Here is a 22,457-nt window from a genome sequence, read left to right on the forward strand (position 1 = left end):
CCGGACTGTGATTCCGGCGGGGTCGTCTGGGCATGGTCGTCTCCTGTGTCCGGCAAAATAGCCGATCTGCAGGCAGAAATCTCACCTAACCACCGTGTTCAGTTTTCCCGAGCCACCTCTCTACAGAAACCAAGAACCACATTTGCCTCATTAACAGGCACTCCAAAACATTTGTTACAACATCCGCGTGAGTTGAGTTTTACATTGATTTCATGGGTCAGCAACGGGCCGGGTCGGCTCCGGCGGTCATCGTCTAAGAGCGGCAGGGTCACTTAAGTCCTGTCACAGGCCATGATAAGAACGGGCATGACACCCCCGCATATGCTCCCTCCGCCAGCGATCGCCGAGCTGCATCACGATCTGATCAGCATCGAACTGATTTGCCGCATCAGCACCTGCCGTCACAGCCTCGTCCTGCCTGTTGACGCATTTGGTGCAGATGAGACCGTCATCACAATCGGGCGCCGGGCCCGGTGTTCGAGGTGTGGCGCAAGGTCCGCAAACGTGCATCCGCGCTGGAAGCCGGTTAAGGGTGCCGGGCGTCCGCTGTGACAGAAGTGCGTTCGGCGGGCAGTTGAGGCCGACTGGTTTAACTGGGTATGTGCCTCAACTCTGAGGCGGGCAGCGGACGCTGCAGGCGCAGGCTTGCCTCACCGCCCGCCATCCATGCCGCCAGCTCATCAGGGTCTGTCAGGATCACTGGCATTGCCTTGGGGTGTATCGGTTCGACAACGGCGTTGGGCTCGGTGGTGAGGAAGGCATAGAGTTCAAGTTCAGCGGCTGCCCTCTGGCGCCTTGATTTGCCCTCGACTGCGACAAGGCGTGTGTCGCCCGACCATGCCCGCCAGATGCCGGCGAAAAAGCCCTGCGCCTCTGTGGTCTCGAACCAGGCATTCTCGCGGCCCTTACCGGGGACGGGCTCGGAAAAGGACGCGAATGGGACCAGGCAGCGATACTCCGGGCGCAGAAGGTATTCTCGGTTCACGTCTTGCCACCACCGGCTTTCCAGGTTGCGTATATTGGTGATCGGAGGCGCCCATTTTCCGTCCTTATCTTTCGGGCTTGTTGGCGGAAAGCCCCATCGCAGGATGTCGATCTCCAGGCCATCTCCGGCATGACGGATGATGGGCCCATTGCTGTCAGCGCCGACATAGCCTTCGGGCAGGTTTCCGGCTGAAGCGCCCAGAGAAATTTTTTTGCCAAGTGCCTTGTTTGCGGCGTCCATGACGCCGCCCGGCGAACCGAAGGAATAGAGGTTGCACATTCAATCAACCGCGGTTTGAGGATTTTGCTGCAGCCAAAAAAGCAGGGCCAGAGCCCTGCCCTTATATGGTGTGATGGGACCCTTATTAACGGCCAGACCGTAATTCTTGAGATTTCAGGAAAAGCCGACGTCACGCCATAGAGTTAAGTGCAATCTGGCGCCCGCAAGCCCACATCACCCCTTCCTGTTGACCGACGAGCGTCGCGCACACCTGCACACTCGTATATTCAATCATCGCCCACATAAGCAGCCATAGGCTCACCTCCCTAATCCCTGCTCAATTCCTATCGTCCAGCTGACACCTGCCGATGTTCGCTTGAACGCCATGTCCCTACCCCGATGGCGTTCCATCTCGGGCCTCCAGGGCACAAGTGCAAATTCCTTCGCATTTCCAACAACCGCAACTCTCCCCTGCCCCAGATTGATCGCCTTCTCGAACCGGCCTTCAAACCTGTCTCCCGGTACCAGCTCCACAGCGGCGCGTCCGGTTGATGAAGCAAGCATGCCTGATGCCCTCCGCAACTCCATGACGCGCAGCCGGGCGTGCAAGGCTTCCCCCACCTCGCTGTTTCCCCTTTCAAGCCAGCCCTTCTCGTGAAGAAAGGTGAGGCGCGCCTGCCGGACCTTCGCGAGCACATCGCCGGGAACCCCCGCTCCCTCTGTATCGAGCCATGTTAGACCCGCATGCCGGACCTGCTCTTTGAGCGGGAGCCAGGACCGGACCTGAACCTCAAGCCGCCCCGTCCGCGCGGCATCATAGTCGGCAGCGCGCCGGGCCAAGTCCTGCGGCACCTGCCACACCCCCTCGCTGTCGCATTGGACAATACCGGCGCGTCGCAAGGCCTCCAGGCGTCGGACATGTCCCTGCCGCCACGCACGGGTCGCAGCTGGATCGGCAACAAGATGCAGCGCGTCCGCATACATCCCCCCAGAGCGCTCGGCGATGTTCAGGATGGAGGCATCCATCTCCCTGAGTTTCGGGGTCCGTGCCCTGACCTCCACTATCGCGCCCTCGGGTGGGGTCGTCCCGGGCTCCCGGAGCCCGATATCCACAATCCAGCGAGTCCCATGAAAATCCCCCACAATCAGGCTTCGCCGGTCACGCAATTCATCCTCCGGAACAGACGCTACCACCGAGCCGAGAAGCTTCTCCAAGCCATGCGCGGCAGGCTCGAACGTTCGAAGCGTCTGGTCGGGTGCGGAATCTCGGTTCTTCGCTGCCAGGGATTTCAGGATATCACGGCGCTGCCCCAGCGCCTTCAGCGTGTCCTCCCAGCCGGGTGTCAACGTCCATGCGCCCCTGCCAGCCGGTTGAGCAAGGCCTAGTCTTTCCAAATACTGCAACCGGGCTCGGCGCAACGCTTCCTCAAACCGCCCCTGCGGACCGCGCCCATCTGCGATGCGGATTTGGTACTCTGTGGCTTCCGCAAGCAGGCTTCTGTCGAGGCCGGTAAACCGCTCCAGGGTCACCGCCCGCTGCCGCGCCTGAGCAATCTCGAGATCACGCCTTGGACCAAGACGCTCGGTCACGATGTCCTGCGCCCGGGAAGCAAGCCCCCGCTTGATGTAGTCCGGCGCAATGACGAGATCCCTGTCGTCCGCGTCCTTGCCGCGGATCACGATATGGGTGTGCGGATGGCCGGTATTGTGGTGATCCACGGCGAGCCAGTCGAGGCGCGTTCCGAGATCAGATTCCACCTGCGCCATCAGGGTGCGCGTCGTGTCCTTCAGGTCGCCAAGCTGACCTGCATCTTCCGCCGACACAATGAACCGGAACTGGTGGCGATCTTCCTCGCAGCGCTCAAGGAATGCGTCAGCATCAGCTTCGACGCCGTCCCGTGAGTAGAGCTGGCCCCCGGAACCATCGCGTTCCACGCCGTCCCGCTGGATGTAACCCAGATGCGCTTTAAGGGCCCCGGCACCACCGCCTCGCGGCGCCCTCGCGAGGTGGGCCTTCACGACGACACGCCGCAGCCGGAATGCCGGCAGCCGTTGACTCCGTACTTCAAGGGACCGCGCACTCGCCCCTCCGCGCCCAATGTCAGCACCTGTGAACTGCACCTTTTGAGATTTCCGGCCGAGACGCGCCTCAGACTTTCTTGCGCGCTTCTTGAAGAGCAAACCGCTGGTGCGGCCCCGGTCACCGATCCGGCCCAGACGCGGTGTAAATTCATCCGTCATTTGAAGATTCCCCAATCAGGATATGGCGCCAGCTGGATCTGCTGAAAATGCTGGAGATCGCGCCAAACCCGGCGTCTCGACCCCGTGCAACGGGCACCGAAAAATCGTTGTGCAGACAAGGCGAAAGGCAAGGCCTGGCGCCAACCCTTTTATCTTGCCCTACCGGGTCCGCCTTCCCCACCCTTGCAGCCAATTGCACCGCCTTGCCCTAGTTTGCAGATTGCCCGTGAACGGATGAACCGAAGAATGGCACCGCGACACCCAGAATGTCCGCTTCGCGGACCGCTCCGAAATAGCGCCCATCCAGGGAGGACGGGTGCGGGGAGAGCAGGAACAGCTCGCCTTCCTCGAGCGTGATGCACCCGTCCCAGGCCGGTAGATCGCGGCCTTTTTCATCTGACAAGTGCGCTTTCGCGACGAGCTCATCATTGATGAATACATCCACTCCATCCCGGCAAAGCCTGTCTCCCGGAACCCCTGAAACCCGCTTCAGAAGTGGCGAGTCTTCGCCGACATATCCACGCGCCTCAGCCCACTCCGCTGGCCCGCTCCTGGCTGAGAGAACGACCCATCGGCCCTTGGTGAATGGCTCGTCTCTCAGCCAGTAAAGCCCTTCCGGCGCGCTCGCTGTCCGGTTCCAGATGACCTTCTCCGGTGGATCAAACACGAGACCAAACAAGGCCGCCGATCCTCCCAGCACGAGCGCGAGCGCGTATCCGGATTTCATCGGGATTGCCCTGCCCGGCTGGATGTCGAAGAGAATTCCCGGCGCCCGGACCAGTCGATGAGGCTCGCCCGCGTATAGAAAACACGGGTGCCGTGCTTGCGGTAAATCGGGCCTTTTCCTTCGCAGCGATAATGGTCGAGCGTGGAGCGCGTCAGCCTAAGAAAGGCAGCGGCTTCCTGCACGTTCAGGAGCACGTGTTCATCTTTTGCGTCGGGGTTCGTTGGCACTTTTCCGGACATCACTGGTTTCCTTTCTTCAGTTCGTTCGTGATGGGATAATGCTGCCAGCGCCTGCGCTGGATTGGAGGGGGAAAATTGCGCACGCGCATTTTCCCCCTCCCTTCAGGGCCGGGGCCTGAACGCAGAAAAGCCGCCCCGGAGGTCCCTCCGGAGCGGCTCTCTGAGGCTGAATTTCCCGGCTTAGTCGCGGGGGTTCCAGAGGATCACGTGGCGGCCCTTCCTGCCTTTGACCGGGGCGAGGTTCGCGAAGATCTTCCGGGGGCCGATCTGCGGATCTGCGAGCGTGATCGAGAGGTAATCCCGGCCTGAAGCCTTCGCCTTGCGCATCCAGCCGCCGCCGATTTCGGTCGAGGTCTCACCGGCGAAGATGCGGTAGTCCGGCTGGCCATCTCCGGCTTTTTCGGCGTTCTTCTCGATGCGGATCGCAGCTGACAGGTTCATCATTGCGAGGGTGCCTTCGAAGCCGGCTTTGGTTTCCGTGACATATCCGAGTGCGTTTGCCATGGGGGTCTCCTTTTCGTTTCCTTGGCTGTCTTCCGGGAACCCCTTGTTCCCGTCGACGCCGGACCGAAAGGACGGCCTGCGCCGGGTCTGAACCCGTCAGGGGCGCAACGCAGTGGAGCACCTGACCGGCGATGAATTTTGGCGCGCGAGGAATGCGCCGAAGGCGCAGGGGAAAATTCTTCGCCGGTTAGGTTTCAGGCCCGGCGCAGGTCGTCCAGGTCCAACGGCAAGAGACGGAAACAAGGGGTCCGCGAGAGGCAGGTTGTGGCAACGAATGAGGCCCCCTGTTCCGCAACGCATTGCGGGATAGCTCGGAAAGTCAGACGCAATTTCGGACGGCAAGACGCGCGGTTTGAACCGCCTTCTCCCTGATCCGCACATAGAGACCCTCGCGCAAGAAAAAGCCGCCCGGCGGCAAACACCGGGCGGCTCCATCCCGCCTGAGAGGAGACGAAGAACTCAGGCAGCTGTGGCTTCGCAGTTGGAGGCTCGGTGCGGGATTGCTCCGTCACATCCGCTTCGAACAATCCGGCAATCCGGTCCCAGGCATCAACCGGCGGACTGGCTGCGCCCTCGATATGGCGCGTGGGCGGCACCTGCATCCACCCCGGCATCCATGAGCCGACGAGCGAGGCCTTGCGGGCAACGAGTGCCTCTGCGAGCAGCGCCTTATGCGCCTTTACGGTGGCGTTCTCGGCCTCGCGCGCCGCCTCTGACGAAGCGGCGTCTGCGATAAAAGCGGTGATCACCCGCTTGTCGCGCAAGAGGTCGAAGAACGCCTCGTCGGGTTTCCAGGACTCCGCCGGGTCAGTGTCGCAGGCGTGAAGCGCTGCTTCAACAACCGGCCCGCCGGAGTCGATTGTCTCGGCGATAGCCAGCGCCATGATCTGCATCACTTCGGCGTCGGACATGGCCAGCAATGCGGCGAATGTCTCGCAGAGATGATAAGCGTCCCCGCTGCGGCGCGGGACCGGCGCGCTGAGGGCCTCGAACAGGGTCTCCACGCCCTCCCGCGCGGCGACAAGTTCGGCGGCAGCAGACCCGCCCTCGACGCTTGCAAGTGTCGCTTCCTTCACGGCGCCTGGCATGTGCTGGCGCACGTTCCAGAGAGACGAACCGCACAGCGCATTCGCCGCCGTGAGGCGCAGCGCGATGCGCGGATTGCGGACCAGGCTCGCCCGCGCGGCGGCGTGCCGGTGCAGGCCGATATAGTCCGCCATCGGGCCGGACATCTCGGGCCGTATGTCTGCTTGCGGCGCCACTTTGCCGCCAGCCATAGCCGCCCTGGACTTGCGGGCCTCGGCTGCCTTTAGCCAGCCTTCATGGAACGTCACCGTGCCATCATGGCGCTGTTCGACGATGACCTTGCCGCCCCGCTTCTTGGTCGTCTGGACATAGTCCCAGCGCTGGAAGTAAGCGCCGCGTTCCAACAGGACCACATCTGCCCAGCCGCGCTGGTGGTAGCCATCGACGCGCTCAGTGATCACCGCTCTTTGCGCCTCCCAGAATGCGGCGGCATCAGCAAACACAGCCGCCTCGCCGAACAGGTCGGCGGTCACCCCGCCGGTGTAACCGGCAAGGTCGAACAGGGCCTTGTCGGTCGTGATCGCACTGCCGCCGGTGATCCACGCGCGGCAGGCCCGCCCCATCGGGGCGCGCTCAGTTTCGCTGGTCCAGAGTTTGAGCCAATCCGCCTGCCGGGCAGGTGTGGCAAGCGTCAGCGCGCGAACGGTTTCCCGGTCGAGCTCCTGATCAGCGTAAAGCTTGCGGATCGGCGCGCTGAGCGCAGCGAGCGCCAGCACACGCCGGACGTTCAGTTCCGTCACACCGAAGAAGCCAGCGATCTCCTCGACACTTCTTCCCTCGTCGTGAAGCTTCCGGAATGCCGTGTACTGCTCCATCTCGGTGGCAGGCAGGCGCGCCACATTTTCGATGATCGAGGCTTCTATGGCAGACGCCGGATCGCCTTCCGCCATCACGGCGCAGGGCACCAGCGGATCAGCGCCCGTCTCCTTCGCAATCTGTTGAAGCGCAAAGAACCGGCGGCGTCCGGCAACGATGCCGAAGCCGCCGCCTTCGCGCCGGACGAGCAGGGTCTGGCGGATGCCCTTCTCCCGGATCGATGGCAGGATGTCGGAGATATCCGGCGCCTTGCGCCCATGGCGCATGTTGAGTTTTGAAATGCTGAGCTTGCTGAGCTCGATGTGGATCAGGTCAGGTTGTGACATGGGGAAATTCCTCAGAATGGAAACAGGTGTGGGGGCGCAAGGGCCAGGCCCAGCCGCCATGGCGGCAGGTGCCAGTTGATCGGCACGTAGGGTGCACCGAAGGTGTCGAGTGAGGCATCCGGCGCGCTGGCGCCGAGATCGAAGTCCCGAATTATCAGGTCCGGCCTTCGGCCCGCGACCCAGATTGCCGTGACAAATCCCTGCTCAATGTCGAGTGTCAGCGAGGGGCGCGGACCGAGAAGCTGTTCGAAAATGTCCGGCATCAGGCGCCCTCCTTCGCTTGCGCATGCGCGGCGAGCCGGGTGAGCGTTTCACGGGCCACAGCCATGCTCTCCGGGAGGAGTTCGTTTGCGACCTCCCTGAGGTAGCTGTTATCCGTCCCCGGATAGTTGGCCTCGATCCCCCAGAGGCTTGCCGCATGGGATGCAAGTGGAACACCTTCCAGCGACACACTGAGTACGATCCCGCAATAGAACCAGTCACCTTTACGCCAGCCATCCATGATGGCTTCGGCCTTGGCCTGTGCCTCGGCAAACCGCTGGCGGTGGTTTGGCCCGGGACCAATGAATCCCGGCGCATCCTTGTAGAGTGAGGGCCAGAAACCGTCCTGGCGTTGATCCGGCGCATCCGGACAATCGTCCGGTACAACCTGCGCCAGGACGGTGAAGGGCCCGGCCTCACAGGTGAGGACATCGCCGGGGCAGACATAGGATTGAAAGCCTTGGGTGAACTTCATGCTTCGCCCTCCGCGAACAGGCCCGCGATGGCGAGCCAGTGCGGGAAGTAGACGGCGCGTTCGCCGCGATCGTCGCGTTCACAAGCCCGCGCGTCCGGCTCACAGCCGCCCTGCGGGGCGCGGCAGGCAAGGCAGAAGCCCTCGGACCAGTCGTCCGCCTGCTGCAGTTCTTCAAGCGTGAACCGGTGCTGGGTGGTTTCGGGAGTCATATCCGCGCCCTCCCCTTACCGTGACCAGAAGATGTGGACTTGGTCGAAGCCCGTCTGAAACACCATGATCTCGCCGTTCAGCGCCATGTCGCGGGCGAGCGCCTGCCAGTCGATATAGTAGCTGAGGCTCTCAGGGATCGCGGTGCCGAGTTCGGTGTGAAGCTCTTCGGCAAAGTTGGCAGCGCTGCGATACTCGCCGGCATAATCTTCAAACGCGGCCCGTGCCTGCTCAAGGTCGTTGCCGAAGTGTCCATAGATGCGGGAGCCAAGTTCGCCATATTCGCCGATGAACTCGGCAAGGTCGCACACGGTCTCAAACGAGGCGTATTCCGAGAGGTGCGCGCCTTCGAAGCCTTCATAGTCGTGGATCGCCCATTCCTCGGCATCCGGCTCCGGGCTCTCCGCCAGCATGGCGCGCACCTCTGCGGCGATCTCGTCCTGCGTCGTGGCATCGATCCAGCGCCCGTGCAGCCGGCCATTATTGTAAGCGGCAAGGCAGGCAACGTAGATGCGGGGTCTGTCCTGAAGCGTTGGTTCAACCGTGGTTCCAAGAAATGCAACGGCAGTGGATTGGTCAGTCATGTTTGTCTCCTCACGCCGCACCTCGTGATGATCCTCCGCTGACGGGGGTGGGCGGCGAGAAGGCGCTTGGCCGGAGCGCATAAGGGCGCCGCGCAAGGGGAAGCTGAAGGTAGGATGCCCACGGACAGTTATAAACGATTCAGTCCCGCCCCCTTGCGCGGGGACCGCGCTCCGGCAAACGCGCCGTCCGCCCACCGCCGGCTGAGGAGGAACAACGTTGAGGCGGAGGTAAGCTCGACAAGACCTGCCACGGGCGCTGCCAACTGGAACGGGCTGAAGATCAACCCGGCAGTCATGCTTCAGCTCAGAGCGGCTCTGTCCCTGCTTCGAGGAGAGACAGATATCGTTGATAGACGAACACGCGCCCCCGCGCCTTGCCGGTGATCTCTTCGACAATGCCGAGGGCCTGCAGGCGCTCGAGCGCTGCCGTCGCGGTGGGGAATGTTACGCCAGAAAGCTCGGCGGCGGTGCCGATCGTCAGGAGCGGGCGCTTCTGAAGAAGGACATGCAAAGCCTGGGCGGCCGGCGCCCCGCGACCGAGTCCGGCGATCTGTGCGGCATCTTCGGCGAAGATTGCCGAGATCGACCGCGCTGCTTCATGCGCCTGATGCGCCACATCCCGTACGCCGGTCAGGAAGAATTCGAGCCAAGTTTCCCATCGGCCTTGCTCGCGCACTTCCTGGAGGAGCGCATAATAGGTCGCCCGGTGGGATTTGAGATAGAGGCTCAGATAGAGGAGCGGCTCATCAAGGATCCCCTGCTCGCAGAGATATAGCGTGATCAGCAGGCGCCCGAGTCGTCCATTTCCGTCCAGGAACGGGTGGATCGTCTCGAACTGAACATGCGCGAGCCCCGCCTTTATAAGAGGCGGCAGGCCAGAGTCCGTCTCGTGCAGGAAGGCCTCGAGATTACTCATGAGATCCAGCACGTGCTGAGGCGGAGGCGGCACGAACAGGGCGTTGCCGGGCCGTGTCCCGCCGATCCAGTTCTGCGAGCGGCGGAACTCGCCAGGCTGCTTCGTGCTTCCCCTGCCTGAGGACAGGAGAATGCCATGCATTTCCTTCAGCAGCCGGAGCGACATCGGGAAACCGCCACGAATGCGCTCGAGGCCGTGGGTCAGAGCCGCAACATAGGTCGAGACCTCCTCGACATCGTCGAGCGGTACGCCGGGCGCAGCCTCATCTTCGTAAAGCAGCAGGTCGGACAGCGAGGACTGCGTCCCTTCTATCTGGGACGACAGCAGCGCTTCCTTGCGCACATACATGTAGAGGAACAGCGAGGTGTTGGGCGCCACGCTGCGAACGCCGTCCAGCCTGCCAAGCGCGAGCATCGCCTCGCTAGCGAGGACCGACAAACCAGCCATGTCGATCGGTGGCCGGGGCGGCAGATCCGGCGGCAGGAAGGCGCGCACGGTCTCGCCGGTGACGGTGCTCGTCACCCATTTGCCCTTCCGGCCGGAGTCTTCCTGTGCTGCCATGATCCATCCTTTAATAGCGCCCAATCGTTATTAAAGGATAATCAATTAGAGTTTAATAGCCTGGCCTGCCAGTCAAAAGCTGGCACCTCTCCTGCAGCCCACATGCGCAGGGCGCGGCCAACATTCGTGCAGCACCTGGTTCAGCGCCCCTGGCAGCCCAGTCGCCCCAAGTAAAGACTCGCGCGGCCCGCCCGAATCTTTCCATGACTGCCCCGTCATGGCGTTGCACATCCGAGATTTCCGTCAAAGTGATACCGCCGGGCTCTCCCGGCTCAGCCCGGCGGCGCACCGGCTCGGCGACCCGCCAGAATTCACCTCGGGCGACCGCATCCTTGCGGGACTGCGAGAAGATCGTCTGGCGGCCGCCATCTGGTTCAAGCTTGAAGGCAAGACCGGTATGATCTCCGCCATCATCGTCGCCAGGACCGCCTTCTGGCAATCGGATGTCCAGGAACTCATTGCAGAAGCCAGCCTCTGGCTTGCATTACGCGGTGTCACTTGCATCGAGATGAAGACCGTTCCGGAAGACAGCGCACTGCTGGCCGGGCTCCGGGACATGCACTTCAAGGCTGACGAACGCGCCGGCACGATGTGCCGGCTTGTGCCAGCCCGAAGCGCCGCCTGAACACGGCCACCTATCGAACGCCCGCGACCCCTCTGTCCGCAATCACCTCAGACACCCTTGATCCAAAAGAAACCTGCGGACAGTGGGAAGCGCGCGGCGGCCGGTCCGCCGGCGAGCCCCAGCCGCAGACCTGAAGACCGACCACCGGATCCTCAGTGAGCCTCGCCGGGCAGGCCGCCAGGCCGGACAGCCCCGCGCACCTCGCGCGGGCGGACCGCAAACAAACCAGAGGCTTTTCAGGCAACCTTCTGATTGGGCCCGATCTGGGCGCCGAGCAATTCCATGAGATATCCGCCGTCACGCAGTGCCTCGGCTTTGCGGACAAGGTACTTCACCGCGTCGCGCAGCGAGCCCCTGTCATCATTCCAGGCGTCGGCAACACGCGCTTCGCCATAGAGGAGCACTGCGATCTCCCGGCGGCTCATGCCCCTTTCCAGGCAGTCGAGCGCGATCAGGCCGTTGCGAAGGATCTGTGTCGTCTTGGTCCAGAGCGGGACCGAGAGATCCGGCCCGTCGCCATAAAGTTGCAGCACCGCTTTCTGCCCCCGGGCCATCCGCTCATAGGCCTCAATATCGGGCAGGGTAAACTTCATCCGGACTGGCTCCAGTCCGATCAGCGGCAAACCCGTGCATCTGACCTGGACAACGCAACCCTTGCCGCGCACCAGAAGATACTCCCGGCCCAGCCGGTCAATGATGTAAGTGATCTTCGCGATTGGAAGCGTGCGTTTCCAAAGATTGCAGGTTTCACCGGGCCCGCACGGGCTGCAATGGATTTCGACCTGGCCTGGGTAAGCGGCCTCGCTCCACACAGCGTCTGCCTGAAAGCCGTTGAGCGCGGGATCCGGCAGGAAGAGGAGCCCCCAGCGCCCTGCCAGCTTCTGTTCAGAACGGGACTTCAGCATTCGGATGGGCGCGCAGGGCGCAATCGATACTGAAGGGCTGAGATCTGTACACAGAGCGTAATCCCGCTGGAAGCGGTGATTTCGCCTGAGATACTCCCAGGCCCAGCGATCCATGGAAAGCCGGGACAGATAGTCATAGCCCACAAGGGCGGCATTCGACTCCAGCGTGAATGTCTTCATCAGGCATCCTCCGTTTGCAACGGCGAATGCAAGATTGATTCCACCTTAGCGAATTTTTTCCGTTAGCCATGCATCTTCAGGTTCAGGGGCCGCAATCGCCAATTGCCTTGAATGTAGCCCGGGCTGCGCCTGTCCCTGCGTCCTTGAAATCCGGCATTCTGCAGTGCGCTGCAAGTCATCGCGCGCGCCTGCACAAAATGGCCCCCGCTCCAACTCGTCTGGCACTACCATCTCAGGAACAATGCAGGAAACCCAAAGACGTGGAACTGCCAGATGACGGACCTTCACCTGAACACAAGCGCCGAGCGCCATCAGGCCATGCTGCAGACCGCCTTCTGCCCTGTTGTCCGCGCGGCGCTTGAGAGCGACACTACCCTCGAAGTGATGGCCAATCCGGATGGGAGCGTCTGGATAGAAGACTCCGGCCGCGGCCTGATCCGGACCGGACATGTCCTCAGTGAGGGCGACCGTGACCGGGTGATCCGACTGGTCGCCTCCGGCCTCGCCGCCGAAGCCTCGCTCAAATCCTCAATCGTCTCCGCAGAGCTCCCTGGCACGGGAGAACGCTTTGAAGGTGTCCTGCCGCCCGTATCTACGGCGCCCTGCTATTCGATCCGGAAGCTCGCCCGCACGCCGTTCACGCTGACAGACTATGTCCGCCAGGGTGCGCTCTCGCCGGCACTTGCGGGCGCGCTCAAAGCGCTGGTCGCCGAGCGTGCGAACATTGTCATCGCGGGCGGCACCTCATCGGGCAAGACGAGCTTTGCCAATGCGCTGCTTGGCGAAGGCGGCTTCAGCGGTGAGCGGATCGTCATCCTCGAGGATACGCGCGAACTCACCTGCCCCGCCGCCAATCTCGTTTCCCTGAGAACGCAAGGTCCGCGCGTCACGCTGCGCGAACTCGTGCGCTCGACGCTTCGCCTGCGCCCCGACCGGATCATTGTCGGCGAGGTTCGAGGGCAAGAAGCGCTCGATCTTCTCAAGGCCTGGAACACCGGCCATCCGGGCGGCCTCACAACGCTTCACGCAAATTCAGCGCTCGGCGCGCTGAGCCGTCTCGAACAGCTCGTCAGCGAAGGCACAGCCCGCGTGCCCTTCGAGCTGATTGCGGAAGCGGTCGACGTCATCGTGTTCATGTCCCGTGCCAGTGGCCAGCGCCGCATCGAAGACGCCGTCCGCGTCCTGGAATTCTCCGGTGAAGGCTACCGCACCGAGCCAGTTCTTTCCCGCTCCCTATCCCTCGTCAATCAAGGAGATGCCTCATGACGAAATCACGACGCCTCACCCTTAGGGCCATCCCGGCCCTCAGCCTCGCGCTCGCGCTTGGGCTGGCCCTGCCAGCGCATGCTGCCGGAACCGGCATGCCCTGGGAAGGACCGCTCACGCAGATCCTCTCATCGATCGAAGGGCCGGTCGCCCGCATCGTGGCGGTGATCATCATCACGATCACGGGTCTCACGCTGGCGTTCGGAGAAACCTCCGGCGGCTTCCGCAAGCTCATCCAGATCGTCTTCGGCCTCTCGATCGCGTTCGCGGCGACGAGCTTCTTCCTCACCTTCTTCTCATTTGGCGGCGGGGCGCTGATCTGATGACCGACGGGTTCGAGATTCCGCTGCACCGGTCGCTCACCGAGCCCGTTCTGATGGCAGGCGCGCCGCGCAATCTCGCGATCTCGATCGGCACACTCGCAGCCGCTGTGGGTCTCGGCCTGCAGCTCTGGATCCCCGGCCTTCTCATCTGGCTCCTCGGGCATTCGGCGGCTGTCTTCCTCGCCCGCAGGGACCCTGACTTCATGGCGACGCTCATCCGCGCGCTCCGGCACAAGGAACATCTCTCATGCTGAACCTCCATGAATATGCCGCTGCCCCGCGCCTGCTCGCCGACTACCTGCCCTGGGCGGCGCTGGTGGCGCCGGGCGTCGTCCTCAACAAGGACGGCGCGTTCCAGACGACATTCCGCTATCGCGGGCCGGACCTGGAAAGCTCGACCGAGTCCGAACTGATCGCAGTGATGGCCCGGGTCAACAACGCGCTGCGCCGGTTCGGGTCGGGCTGGGCGCTGTTCTTCGAAGCGGTCCGCGAGGAAGCGGAAGATTATCCGGCGTCAGACTTTCCGGATCCCGTTTCCTGGCTGATCGATGAGGAGCGCGCCGCCCACGCCGAGGAAGCCGGATCAAGATTTGAGAGCGCTTATTACCTCACCCTGCTCTGGCTACCGCCGCCCGATACCGGCGCGCGCGCGGAGAAAGCGCTGGTTGAGCGCCCCGAGCGCCCGGACGGCGAAGGCTGGCGCGAACGTCTCCTGGTTTTCCAGCAGCAGGCGGCGCGCACCTTCGACCTCTTGTCGCTCGCGCTGGCAGAGATCGCGCCGCTCTCGGACGCGGAGACGCTGACCTACCTGCATGCCTGCATTTCCAGCCGGCGCCACAAGGTGGCCGCCCCGGAAATCCCTGTCTTCCTTGATGCGGTCCTTGCCGACGAGCCATTCACTGGCGGGCTCGAACCGATGATCGGAGAGGCGCATCTCCGGGTCCTGACAATTCTCGGCTTTCCGGGATCAACGGTGCCGGGGATACTGGACGAGCTGAACCGCCAGGGTTTTGCCTATCGATGGGCGACACGGTTCATCGCCATGGACAAGGCGGAAGCCGAGAAAGTCCTTGGACGCAAACGCCGGCACTGGTTTTCCAAACGCAAGTCAGTGGGCGCGGTCCTGCGAGAGACGATGTTCAATGAGCCCACGGCGCTTCTGGACAGCGACGCCGACAACAAGGCGCTCGATGCAGACGCCGCGCTTCAGGAACTCGGCAGCGATCTTGTGGCCTATGGCTATGTGACCACGAGTATCACGGTTGCCGACACAGATCCGCGGTTGGCCGAAGAACGCGCCCGGCAGACCGAGCGCATCATCAATGGCAAGGGCTTCACAGTCATCCGGGAGTCCCTCAATGCGGTCGATGCCTGGCTCGGCAGCCTTCCGGGACATGTCTATGCCAATATCCGCCAGCCGATCCTCAATACGCTGAACCTTGCCCATATGGTGCCGCTCTCGGCGGTCTGGGCGGGCGACCGGCAGAACCGGCATCTTGGTGCTCCGGCGCTGATCGAGGCGCGCACAGACGGGACGACCCCGTTCCGCCTGAACCTGCATGCCGGCGATGTCGGGCACACCCTCATCCTCGGCCCGACCGGCGCAGGCAAGTCGGTCCTGCTCGCGATGCTGGCCCTGCAATGGCAGCGCTATGCCGGTGCGCAGGTCTTCCTGTTCGACAAGGGCCGCTCAGCGCGCGCCGCCGTGCTCGGCATGGGCGGCGTGCATCTCGATCTCGGCGGCGCACGGCTCCCCCGGCTCCAACCGCTCAAAAACATCGACCAGCCAATAGAGGCGAGCTTTGCAGCGGGCTGGCTCGCCGGTCTCATGGCCGGGGAAGGCGTCAAACTGACGCCCGAACTCAAGGCGCGGCTCTGGCAGGGGCTCACCTCGCTCGCCTCGGCACCTCCATCCGAACGTACACTGACGGGCTTAGTTCTCCTGCTGCAGGATGAGGCGCTCAGAACCGCGCTGCATCCGTTCACGCTGGCGGGCCCCCACGGGCACCTGCTCGACGCGGACAAGGAAGACCTCGCCCTCGCCAGTATCACCTGTTTCGAGATGGAAGAGCTGATGCAGCAGGGCGCCGCCGCGACGGCCGTGCTCACCTATCTCTTCCATCGGCTCGAAGCGCGCTTTGATGGCAAGCCCACGCTCCTGATGCTGGACGAAGCCTGGCTGTTCCTGGATGCGCCGGTGTTTGCGGCCCGGCTGCGGGATTGGCTCAAGACGCTGCGCAAGAAGAATGTGGCGGTGGTGTTTGCCACCCAGTCGCTTTCCGACATCAGCGCAAGCGCAATTGCTCCGGCGATCCTCGAAAGCTGCCTGACGCGGATATTCCTCGCCAATGAACGCGCGCAGGAGCCGGCTCTGCGCGAGACCTATGAGCGGTTCGGGCTCAATGCGCGCCAGATCGAAATCATCGGGCGGGGGGCCCCCAAGCGGGACTATTACTTCCAGTCGCCCAAAGGCAGCCGGCCGTTCGATCTCAGCCTCGGCCCGGTCGCGCTCGCCTTCGCCGCCGCCGGCTCGCCGGAAGACCAGACCATTCTTGACCGGGTCATGGCCGAGACTGAAGGTGAAGGCTTCGCCGAGACCTGGCTTCATGAAAAGGGCCTCGCCTGGGCAGCAGACCTGCTCGCCCGCTGGCCCGGTCATCCCTCCGCCGAACAGCCCGCAAGCTCATCCCTCCTTCCACAGATCCTCGCTGCCGAATGAGACACTCCATGCGCCGACCCTTTGCCTGCTTCCTGATCACAACCCTGCCGCTGGTCGCCCTGCCGGTGACCGGCCTTCTCGCCCCGCCGGCCGCCGCGCAGATGATGGTCTATGACCCGGCCAACCATGCCCAGAACATTCTCCAAGCCGTTCGCGCGCTGCAGGAGCTCGAAGGCCAGGTCCAGCAGCTCGCCCATGAGATCCAGATGCTGGAGAACATGGCCCGCAATCTTGAAACCATGCCTGTTTCCGTCGCCGAAAGCATTATCGGCCAGCGGATCCTGCAGATCGAGGCGGTGCTGCGCCGGGCCCGCGGCATCGGCTATTCCATGGCCGATATCGAGCGCGCGTTTGAGGCGGCCTATCCGGAGGACTACGGCGCCGCGACGCCGGGCGCGGTTCTGGTTGAAGACGCCCGCGCCCGCTGGCGGCAATCCCGGGACGCCTTCCGCGAGACGCTGGAAATCTCCGCGGCGGCCCTTGCCGGCAATGAGGACGATGCGGGCGCCGTCCGCCGCCTTGTGACCGAAAGCCATAATGCCGCCGGCGCGCTGCAGGCCGCTCAGGCCGGCAATGAGCTTGCCGCCATGACCACCCAGCAGCTGATGCAGATCGAAGCGATGCTGGCTGCCCAGCACCGGGCGGTCGCGCTCGAGGAAGCGCGCAGGCTCGCCGAAGAGACCCGCGGCCGTGCGCGGCTCCAATCCTTCCTCGGCAGCGGGGACTGAGCGCCATGGACGAGATGGACGTCATCGACCGGTTTCTCGACACCTTCATCCGCTATATCGATAGCGGGTTCGGGCTGCTTGAGGGCGATGTCGCTTACCTCACGACGACGTTGATCGTCATCGACATCACGCTGGCGGGCCTGTTCTGGGCCCTGTCCGAAAATGCCGATGTGATCGCCGGGCTGATCAAGAAGGTGCTTTATGTCGGCTTCTTTGCCTTCCTGATCGGCAATTTCTCCCTCCTCGCCGGCATCGTGTTCGACAGCTTTGCGGGGCTCGGGCTCAAAGCCAGTGGCAGTCTCATTACAGCCGAAGACCTGATGCGGCCGGGCTACATTGCCGGGGTCGGATTCGAGGCTGCGCTGCCTTTACTGGATGAGGCGGGTGAGCTGATGGGGCCGATCGCCTTCTTCAACAATTTCATCCTGATCGCGGTGCTGATGATTGCCTGGGCGGTGATCCTGATCGCCTTCTTCGTGCTCGCGGTCCAGCTCTTCGTCACCATCCTCGAGTTCAAGCTGACCACACTGGCCGGCTTTGTGCTCGTGCCTTTCGCGCTCTGGAACAAGACGTCGTTCCTCGCTGAACGCGTCCTCGGCAATGTCATCACGTCCGGCCTGAAGCTGATGGTGCTCGCGGTCATTATCGGTATCGGCTCGACCCTCTTTACGACCGTCACCGACGCTTTTGCCGGAACCGGTGATGTAACGCTGGCGGAAGTCATGGGCACCGTGCTCGCCGCCATCGTCTTCCTCTGGATGGGGATCTTTGGGCCAGGCATGGCAAGCGGTCTCATCACGGGCGCCCCGCAGCTCGGCGCTGGCTCGGCCATTGGCGCGGCCGCGGGCGTCGCAGCTGGCACGGTCGCCGCCGGCCTTGGCGCCAGGGCCGCCGCTGGCGCTGCCGCAGGCGGCGCGGCGAGCGCGGTCAAGGCCGGGGCTTCGATGGCGGGCGGCGCGCGTACAGCATTCGACCTCGGTGCAATAGCTTCGGGAAAAACAGGCACTGCTGCTTTCGCAGCCGGTCTTGGCGGGGTTGCCCAGGCGGCGGGCGACACGGTGCGCCGCGCCGCCGCACGGCCCTCCACCGGCGTACGCGATGCCTACCGGCGCGGCGCCCGCGGGGCGTTCGACTCAACCGGCGGCTCAGCGTCTGCGCCCCCGGAAACCTCGTCCTCCTCACCGCCCGAAAAGAGCCCCGGCTGGGCGCGCGGAATGCGCACCTCCCAGCGCCTCGGCGAGGCCCGTCAGCTGGCGATGCACAGCCTGCGCGACGGGGACCGCGGCTCTCCGGGCGCGGCCCCCTCTCTGAAAAACAAGGACGAATAACCCCATGCGCTTCAAACGCCCCAACGCCCATTATGGCACGTCGCCCTCTCCCGAGACGCCCTACCAGAAGGCTGGACAGGTCTGGGATGAGCGGATCGGATCGGCCCGGGTTCAGGCGAAGAACTGGCGGCTGATGGCGCTCGGTTGCCTGGCGCTGTCGTTTGCGGCCTCCGGCGCGCTGGTCTGGCGAAGCCTCCAGTCGACGGTGACGCCCTATATCGTCGAGGTCGATGAGACCGGGGCGGCCAGAGCCGTCGGTCCTGCGACAGAGCCCTATACGCCGAGCGATGCGCAGATCGCCCACCATCTCGCCGGGTTCATCACATCCGTCCGCAGCCTGTCGATCGATCCGGTCGTGGTCCGCGGCAACTGGCTTAAAGCCTATACCTTCGCCGGGCCTGCCGCTGCGACCACGCTCTCCGAATATGCCCGGGAGAATGATCCGTTTGCCGCGATTGGACGGCGTTCGCGCACGGTCGATGTCGTCAGCATTGTCCGCGTCAGCGCCGACAGCTTCCAGGCGCGCTGGACCGAGAAGACCTATGAGGGCGGCGCGCTGACCGGCGCCAAGCGGTTCACCGGCGTATTCTCGGTCGCGGTCCAGCCCCCGAAGGACGCCGAAACCCTCCGCGCCAATCCCCTCGGCCTCTATGTCCGCTCGCTCAGCTGGAGCGAAGACCTTGTCACAGGAGACAGACAATGAACCGCATCCTGCTTGCCTCTCCGGCGATCGCCCTGCTGGCGGCTTGCGCCACCCCGCCGCCGCCTGAGCCGGTGTTCGAAGCCGCAGACTTCATCGCGGCGATTCCACTGGAAGAGCCGGGCCCCGAACGGGTGGAGATTGTCGAAACGGCGATCGCCCTGCCCCTGCCCGGCCAACTCAAACCGGTTGAGTCCGAAGCAGCAGCACGCACACCCAGTCCCCAGACCCCGGCGATGACGGTGAAGGAAGGCCGCGCCAGCGCGGTGATCGAGCCCTCCTCGGAAGGGTTCGTCAATGCCGTCCAGGTCTATCCTTACACGGAAGGGGCCCTCTACCGCCTCTATACGAGCCCCGGCCAGGTCACGGATATTGCCCTCCAGCCGGGAGAGACGCTGGTGTCGGTATCGGCGGGTGACACCGTGCGCTGGGTCGTCGGGGATACTGCGTCCGGGTCGGGCCCTGCAGCCCGGGCGCATATCCTGGTCAAGCCGGTCGCTGCCGGCCTGCGCACAAATCTGATGATTGCGACCGACCGGCGAACCTATCATCTCGAACTGGAATCGACGCCGGCCACCTATATGGCCGCCCTGTCCTGGCGCTATCCGCAGGATGAGTTTGCCGGCCTCTCTGCCCGAAATGCCAGTGCGGCGCGTCAGGACGCGGTCCCGGTCCAACGCGGTCTCAGCCTTGAGAGCCTCAATTTCAATTACCGCATCGCGGGCGACAGCCCGGACTGGAAACCTGTCCGCGTGTTTGACGACGGGCGCCAGGTGTTCATCCAGATGCCGGCAGCTGTCTCCGCCTCCGACATGCCGCCGCTCTTTGTATTGTCGTCGAGTGGGGAAGCTGAGCTCGTCAATTACAGGGTCAGGGGACACTATTACTTTGTCGACCGGCTGTTTACTGCCGCCGAGCTCAGGCACGGGACAAGGAAGCAGACGGTCGTGCGGATCTCTAAGGTGAGCGCGGCGCGCCGGTCTCGCTGGTTCGGGGATTGATCCAATGACCGAGCCACCCCCGTTCAAGGAAGCGGCCCGGCAGCTGCAGATCCGTTCAGCGCCGAAGCCCGCCGCCCGGATCAATCGTAGGCTGCTCCTGGCCGGCGCAGGCCTTGGCACGCTCGGCCTGTTTGCGGCGACGTCCGTCGCCCTGGCGCCGCCGCGTGCGGCAGAGCCCGCCCGGCAGGAAGAGCTCGTCGCGGCCGGGAAGCGCAAGCCGGACGGGTTCTCGGCGCTGCCGGCCGACTATACCGCGCTCAAGGACGTACCGGTGCTGGGCGCGCCTTATTCCGGAGATCTGGGCGCCACCATGCTGGCGACCGAGCGCGCCTTTGGTATCGAGCCAGAATACCAGGCCGAGTACCGGACAGATTTCCGGGCGCGGCCGGAAGACCAGGCAGCGCGAAGCGCAAGGCTTGAAGAAGCCGCCCGGGCTGAGGAAGCCGCCCGCGCGCCGGTGCTGTTCCGGATCGGCAGCGCGGCCCCGCTCCAGGCCCCTGCGTCCGCCGCAGATGGTACAAGGCTCGACCTGCCCTCAGAGCTTCTCGCGCTCACACGGCAATACCCGCCGGGGACAACGGGCCAGGACCCGGATGCAAACCTCCAGTCCCGCAAGGCCGCCTTTGCAAGCGAGCGCTCCTCCGGGCCGGTTTACAATCCCGACAGGGTGCAGGACCCGCTCTCGCCCTACCAGCTGATGGCGGGCTCCCTGATCCCGGCGAGCCTGATCACGGGGATAAATTCTGACCTGCCGGGTACGGTCATCGCGCAGGTCACGCAGAACGTCTATGACACGGTGCGCGGTCAGCACCTTCTCATCCCGCACGGCAGCCGCCTGATCGGCCGCTACCAGTCGGAAGTCTCGTTCGGACAGGACCGCGCGCTGGTCATCTGGGACCGGATCATCTTCCCGGACGGGGCCTCAATCCTGATTTCAGAGCCGGCAAGTGACACATCCGGATATGCGGGTCTGAAAGACCGGACCGACAATCACTGGGACAAGGTGTTTGCAGCCGCCGGGCTCGCAACCCTGCTTGGCATCGGCGCTGAGCTTGGCCCCGGCGAGGACAGCGACATTGAACGCGCGATCCGGCGCGGGACCACAGATACCATCAACCAGGCCGGCCAGCGCGCGGTCAGCCGCAGCCTCGGTGTCCAGCCTTCGATCACGATCCGTCCCGGCTGGCCGGTCAATGTGATCGTCACCCGCGACCTTGTCCTTCGCCCGTACAGGGAGACAGCCCCATGAACCTCCGTCTTGGAAAACTCGCCGACCGAACGCCAGTGAAGCTCACCCTGGCACTCGATCCTGAAACTGCCGCGGCTCTGCAGGATTATGCGGCGGTCTACCAGGAGACTTATGGCGAAACCGAGCGCAGCGAAACGCTCGCCGCCGCCATGATCGACATGTTCCTGGCCTCAGACGCCGGGTTCAGACGGGCCCGGAAGGCCCTGCCCACCCATGCCAACAAAGGAGACTGACCCATGGCACAGATCGGCGCATTCACACTCAAGGATGGAACATGGACGGGGACCATCCGTACCATGACCATCAATGTCAAAGCCCAGCTTGTTCCTAACAAGGACAAGGCAAACGGAGCACCTGATTACAGGCTCTACGCTGGCGGCGCCGAACTCGGCGCGGCGTGGCGGCAGGATTCAAAGGACGGCGAGACACCTTATCTCGCCGTCAAACTTGATGATCCGAGTTTCACAAAGCCAATGCGAGCTGCCTTCTTCGAAAACGAAAAGGAAGGCACCGGCGTCATGGTCTGGAACCGGCCCAAATAAGCAACAGCATGTCTGTCAGCGACCAGGATCTCGAAGAAGCCCTCGGCATCGCCGCAAAGATCGTTGATCTTTATGGTTACACTTATTGGCCCATCTTCGAGCGCCTGGAAACAGAACTGACGGAACGCAGCAAAAGACGATCGAGGGTCATGGCGCGGCTCAGCCAGTCTCGACCTGTTCGGGGAAGGCCCACGAAAGACCCAAGACCAGCCCGCAGGCTCAACGGCGAAGGAATTGAGAATTCACAAGGCAATTAAGAGTGAAGTCGGTGTGTCCGCCTTGAAGACCCCACCCTTCTATCCTTCAACTGCTTACAGACGCTGCTCCAGGCCCTTAAAAGAGGAAATGATCGATAAAACACCCTTTTATTAATCACTTTTGCCATATAAAGTGATCTAAAACGCAGGACCTGATCGATCATGGACTGGAACTGGCAGCTTCGCGACTGGCCGGACTTCATCCGGGACCGGCAGGAACTTTGTGCCCGCGAGGCTCGTTTTCTGGAGCAGGCCGGCGTCCTGATCGGCACGTCGCGCAATATTTCTGATGAAGACAGGATCGACCTGAGCATTTCAGTAATGAGCCTGGAAGCAATCGATACGTCTCAGATCGAGGGGGAAACGCTGGACCGTGCAAGTGTCCAGTCCTCCATCCAACGTGCCCTTGGTCTGAAGACCGCCCGGACATCGGCGCGTCCTGCAGAAAGCGGGATCGCGGACATGATGGTCGACCTGCTGCAGACAA

General features: G+C 63.4%; 26 protein-coding genes. 14 read left to right on the plus strand and 12 right to left on the minus strand.

Annotated features, from left to right (window positions below):
* Positions 1 to 589: 589 nt before the first annotated feature.
* The 11 genes from ACK4SV_RS15030 to ACK4SV_RS15080 all read right to left on the minus strand — a co-directional run bounded on the left by ACK4SV_RS15030 (position 590) and on the right by ACK4SV_RS15080 (position 10,147).
* Entirely contained in the window at positions 590 to 1,264 is a 675-nt protein-coding gene (locus tag ACK4SV_RS15030) for an SOS response-associated peptidase family protein (RefSeq protein WP_409918660.1), read from the minus strand.
* Positions 1,265 to 1,522: 258 nt separating this feature from the next.
* Complete coding sequence (locus ACK4SV_RS15035; RefSeq protein WP_409918661.1) at positions 1,523 to 3,445, minus strand: DUF3363 domain-containing protein; 1,923 nt, start codon at positions 3,443 to 3,445, stop codon at positions 1,523 to 1,525.
* A 208-nt stretch (positions 3,446 to 3,653) separates the two neighbouring features.
* Complete coding sequence (locus ACK4SV_RS15040) at positions 3,654 to 4,172, minus strand: S26 family signal peptidase (protein WP_409918662.1); 519 nt, start codon at positions 4,170 to 4,172, stop codon at positions 3,654 to 3,656.
* Entirely contained in the window at positions 4,169 to 4,411 is a 243-nt protein-coding gene (locus ACK4SV_RS15045; RefSeq protein WP_409918663.1) for a helix-turn-helix transcriptional regulator, read from the minus strand. The genes ACK4SV_RS15040 and ACK4SV_RS15045 overlap by 4 nt, the downstream gene beginning before the upstream one ends.
* Before the next feature lie 180 nt (positions 4,412 to 4,591).
* Positions 4,592 to 4,915 carry a DUF736 domain-containing protein gene (locus tag ACK4SV_RS15050; RefSeq protein ID WP_409918664.1) on the minus strand — a complete coding sequence of 108 codons (324 nt, stop codon included), beginning with the start codon at positions 4,913 to 4,915 and terminating at the stop codon, positions 4,592 to 4,594.
* Between the two features lie 194 nt (positions 4,916 to 5,109).
* Positions 5,110 to 7,143: a ParB/RepB/Spo0J family partition protein gene (locus ACK4SV_RS15055; protein ID WP_409918665.1), complete on the minus strand. Its 2,034-nt coding sequence runs from the start codon at positions 7,141 to 7,143 to the stop codon at positions 5,110 to 5,112.
* 11 nt (positions 7,144 to 7,154) lie between these two features.
* Positions 7,155 to 7,406 (minus strand): hypothetical protein, encoded by a 252-nt coding sequence (locus tag ACK4SV_RS15060; protein ID WP_409918666.1) that lies wholly within the window; start codon positions 7,404 to 7,406, stop codon positions 7,155 to 7,157.
* Positions 7,406 to 7,879 carry a hypothetical protein gene (locus tag ACK4SV_RS15065; protein ID WP_409918667.1) on the minus strand — a complete coding sequence of 158 codons (474 nt, stop codon included), beginning with the start codon at positions 7,877 to 7,879 and terminating at the stop codon, positions 7,406 to 7,408. Before ACK4SV_RS15065 ends, ACK4SV_RS15060 begins: the two co-directional genes overlap by 1 nt.
* Positions 7,876 to 8,088 carry a hypothetical protein gene (locus ACK4SV_RS15070; RefSeq protein WP_409918668.1) on the minus strand — a complete coding sequence of 71 codons (213 nt, stop codon included), beginning with the start codon at positions 8,086 to 8,088 and terminating at the stop codon, positions 7,876 to 7,878. The genes ACK4SV_RS15065 and ACK4SV_RS15070 overlap by 4 nt, the downstream gene beginning before the upstream one ends.
* Positions 8,089 to 8,103: 15 nt before the next feature.
* Positions 8,104 to 8,670, minus strand: a complete 567-nt coding sequence (locus ACK4SV_RS15075; RefSeq protein WP_409918669.1) for an antirestriction protein ArdA — start codon at positions 8,668 to 8,670, stop codon at positions 8,104 to 8,106.
* 304 nt (positions 8,671 to 8,974) lie between these two features.
* Positions 8,975 to 10,147 carry a Fic family protein gene (locus ACK4SV_RS15080; RefSeq protein WP_409918670.1) on the minus strand — a complete coding sequence of 391 codons (1,173 nt, stop codon included), beginning with the start codon at positions 10,145 to 10,147 and terminating at the stop codon, positions 8,975 to 8,977.
* 217 nt (positions 10,148 to 10,364) lie between these two features.
* Here ACK4SV_RS15080 and ACK4SV_RS15085 point away from each other — a divergent pair, with 217 nt between their 5' ends.
* Positions 10,365 to 10,772, plus strand: coding sequence for a hypothetical protein (locus tag ACK4SV_RS15085; RefSeq protein ID WP_409918671.1), 408 nt, complete (start codon positions 10,365 to 10,367; stop codon positions 10,770 to 10,772).
* Positions 10,773 to 11,008: 236 nt separating this feature from the next.
* Here the strand turns inward: ACK4SV_RS15085 and ACK4SV_RS15090 are convergent, their stop codons facing one another.
* Positions 11,009 to 11,857 (minus strand): DNA -binding domain-containing protein, encoded by an 849-nt coding sequence (locus ACK4SV_RS15090; RefSeq protein WP_409918672.1) that lies wholly within the window; start codon positions 11,855 to 11,857, stop codon positions 11,009 to 11,011.
* Positions 11,858 to 12,130: 273 nt separating this feature from the next.
* Between ACK4SV_RS15090 and trbB the strand changes: the two genes are divergently transcribed.
* The 13 genes from trbB to ACK4SV_RS15155 all read left to right on the plus strand — a co-directional run.
* Complete coding sequence (gene trbB / locus ACK4SV_RS15095; protein WP_409918673.1) at positions 12,131 to 13,123, plus strand: P-type conjugative transfer ATPase TrbB; 993 nt, start codon at positions 12,131 to 12,133, stop codon at positions 13,121 to 13,123.
* Complete coding sequence (locus ACK4SV_RS15100) at positions 13,120 to 13,446, plus strand: TrbC/VirB2 family protein (protein WP_409918674.1); 327 nt, start codon at positions 13,120 to 13,122, stop codon at positions 13,444 to 13,446. The genes trbB and ACK4SV_RS15100 overlap by 4 nt, the downstream gene beginning before the upstream one ends.
* Positions 13,446 to 13,700 carry a VirB3 family type IV secretion system protein gene (locus tag ACK4SV_RS15105; protein WP_409918675.1) on the plus strand — a complete coding sequence of 85 codons (255 nt, stop codon included), beginning with the start codon at positions 13,446 to 13,448 and terminating at the stop codon, positions 13,698 to 13,700. The genes ACK4SV_RS15100 and ACK4SV_RS15105 overlap by 1 nt, the downstream gene beginning before the upstream one ends.
* Positions 13,694 to 16,165: a conjugal transfer protein TrbE gene (gene trbE / locus ACK4SV_RS15110; protein WP_409918676.1), complete on the plus strand. Its 2,472-nt coding sequence runs from the start codon at positions 13,694 to 13,696 to the stop codon at positions 16,163 to 16,165. Before ACK4SV_RS15105 ends, trbE begins: the two co-directional genes overlap by 7 nt.
* Positions 16,166 to 16,173: 8 nt before the next feature.
* Complete coding sequence (gene trbJ, locus ACK4SV_RS15115; protein WP_409918677.1) at positions 16,174 to 16,893, plus strand: P-type conjugative transfer protein TrbJ; 720 nt, start codon at positions 16,174 to 16,176, stop codon at positions 16,891 to 16,893.
* Between the two features lie 5 nt (positions 16,894 to 16,898).
* Positions 16,899 to 18,221 carry a P-type conjugative transfer protein TrbL gene (gene trbL, locus ACK4SV_RS15120; RefSeq protein ID WP_409918678.1) on the plus strand — a complete coding sequence of 441 codons (1,323 nt, stop codon included), beginning with the start codon at positions 16,899 to 16,901 and terminating at the stop codon, positions 18,219 to 18,221.
* 4 nt (positions 18,222 to 18,225) lie between these two features.
* A complete protein-coding gene (gene trbF / locus ACK4SV_RS15125) occupies positions 18,226 to 18,924 on the plus strand; it encodes a conjugal transfer protein TrbF (protein WP_409918679.1) in 699 nt (232 codons plus the stop codon).
* Positions 18,921 to 19,922 (plus strand): P-type conjugative transfer protein TrbG, encoded by a 1,002-nt coding sequence (trbG, locus tag ACK4SV_RS15130; RefSeq protein WP_409918680.1) that lies wholly within the window; start codon positions 18,921 to 18,923, stop codon positions 19,920 to 19,922. Before trbF ends, trbG begins: the two co-directional genes overlap by 4 nt.
* Before the next feature lie 4 nt (positions 19,923 to 19,926).
* Entirely contained in the window at positions 19,927 to 21,171 is a 1,245-nt protein-coding gene (locus tag ACK4SV_RS15135; RefSeq protein WP_409918681.1) for a TrbI/VirB10 family protein, read from the plus strand.
* Positions 21,168 to 21,404: a DUF2274 domain-containing protein gene (locus tag ACK4SV_RS15140; protein ID WP_409918682.1), complete on the plus strand. Its 237-nt coding sequence runs from the start codon at positions 21,168 to 21,170 to the stop codon at positions 21,402 to 21,404. The genes ACK4SV_RS15135 and ACK4SV_RS15140 overlap by 4 nt, the downstream gene beginning before the upstream one ends.
* Before the next feature lie 3 nt (positions 21,405 to 21,407).
* Entirely contained in the window at positions 21,408 to 21,713 is a 306-nt protein-coding gene (locus ACK4SV_RS15145) for a DUF736 domain-containing protein (RefSeq protein ID WP_409918683.1), read from the plus strand.
* 8 nt (positions 21,714 to 21,721) lie between these two features.
* Positions 21,722 to 21,970: a hypothetical protein gene (locus ACK4SV_RS15150; protein ID WP_409918684.1), complete on the plus strand. Its 249-nt coding sequence runs from the start codon at positions 21,722 to 21,724 to the stop codon at positions 21,968 to 21,970.
* A gap of 162 nt (positions 21,971 to 22,132) precedes the next feature.
* Positions 22,133 to 22,457, plus strand: a 325-nt coding sequence (locus tag ACK4SV_RS15155) for a DUF4172 domain-containing protein (RefSeq protein WP_409918685.1), incomplete at its 3' end; no start/stop codon positions are given.

This window comes from Hyphomonas sp., from assembly GCF_046313735.1.
Classification (GTDB): Bacteria; Pseudomonadota; Alphaproteobacteria; order Caulobacterales; family Hyphomonadaceae; genus Hyphomonas.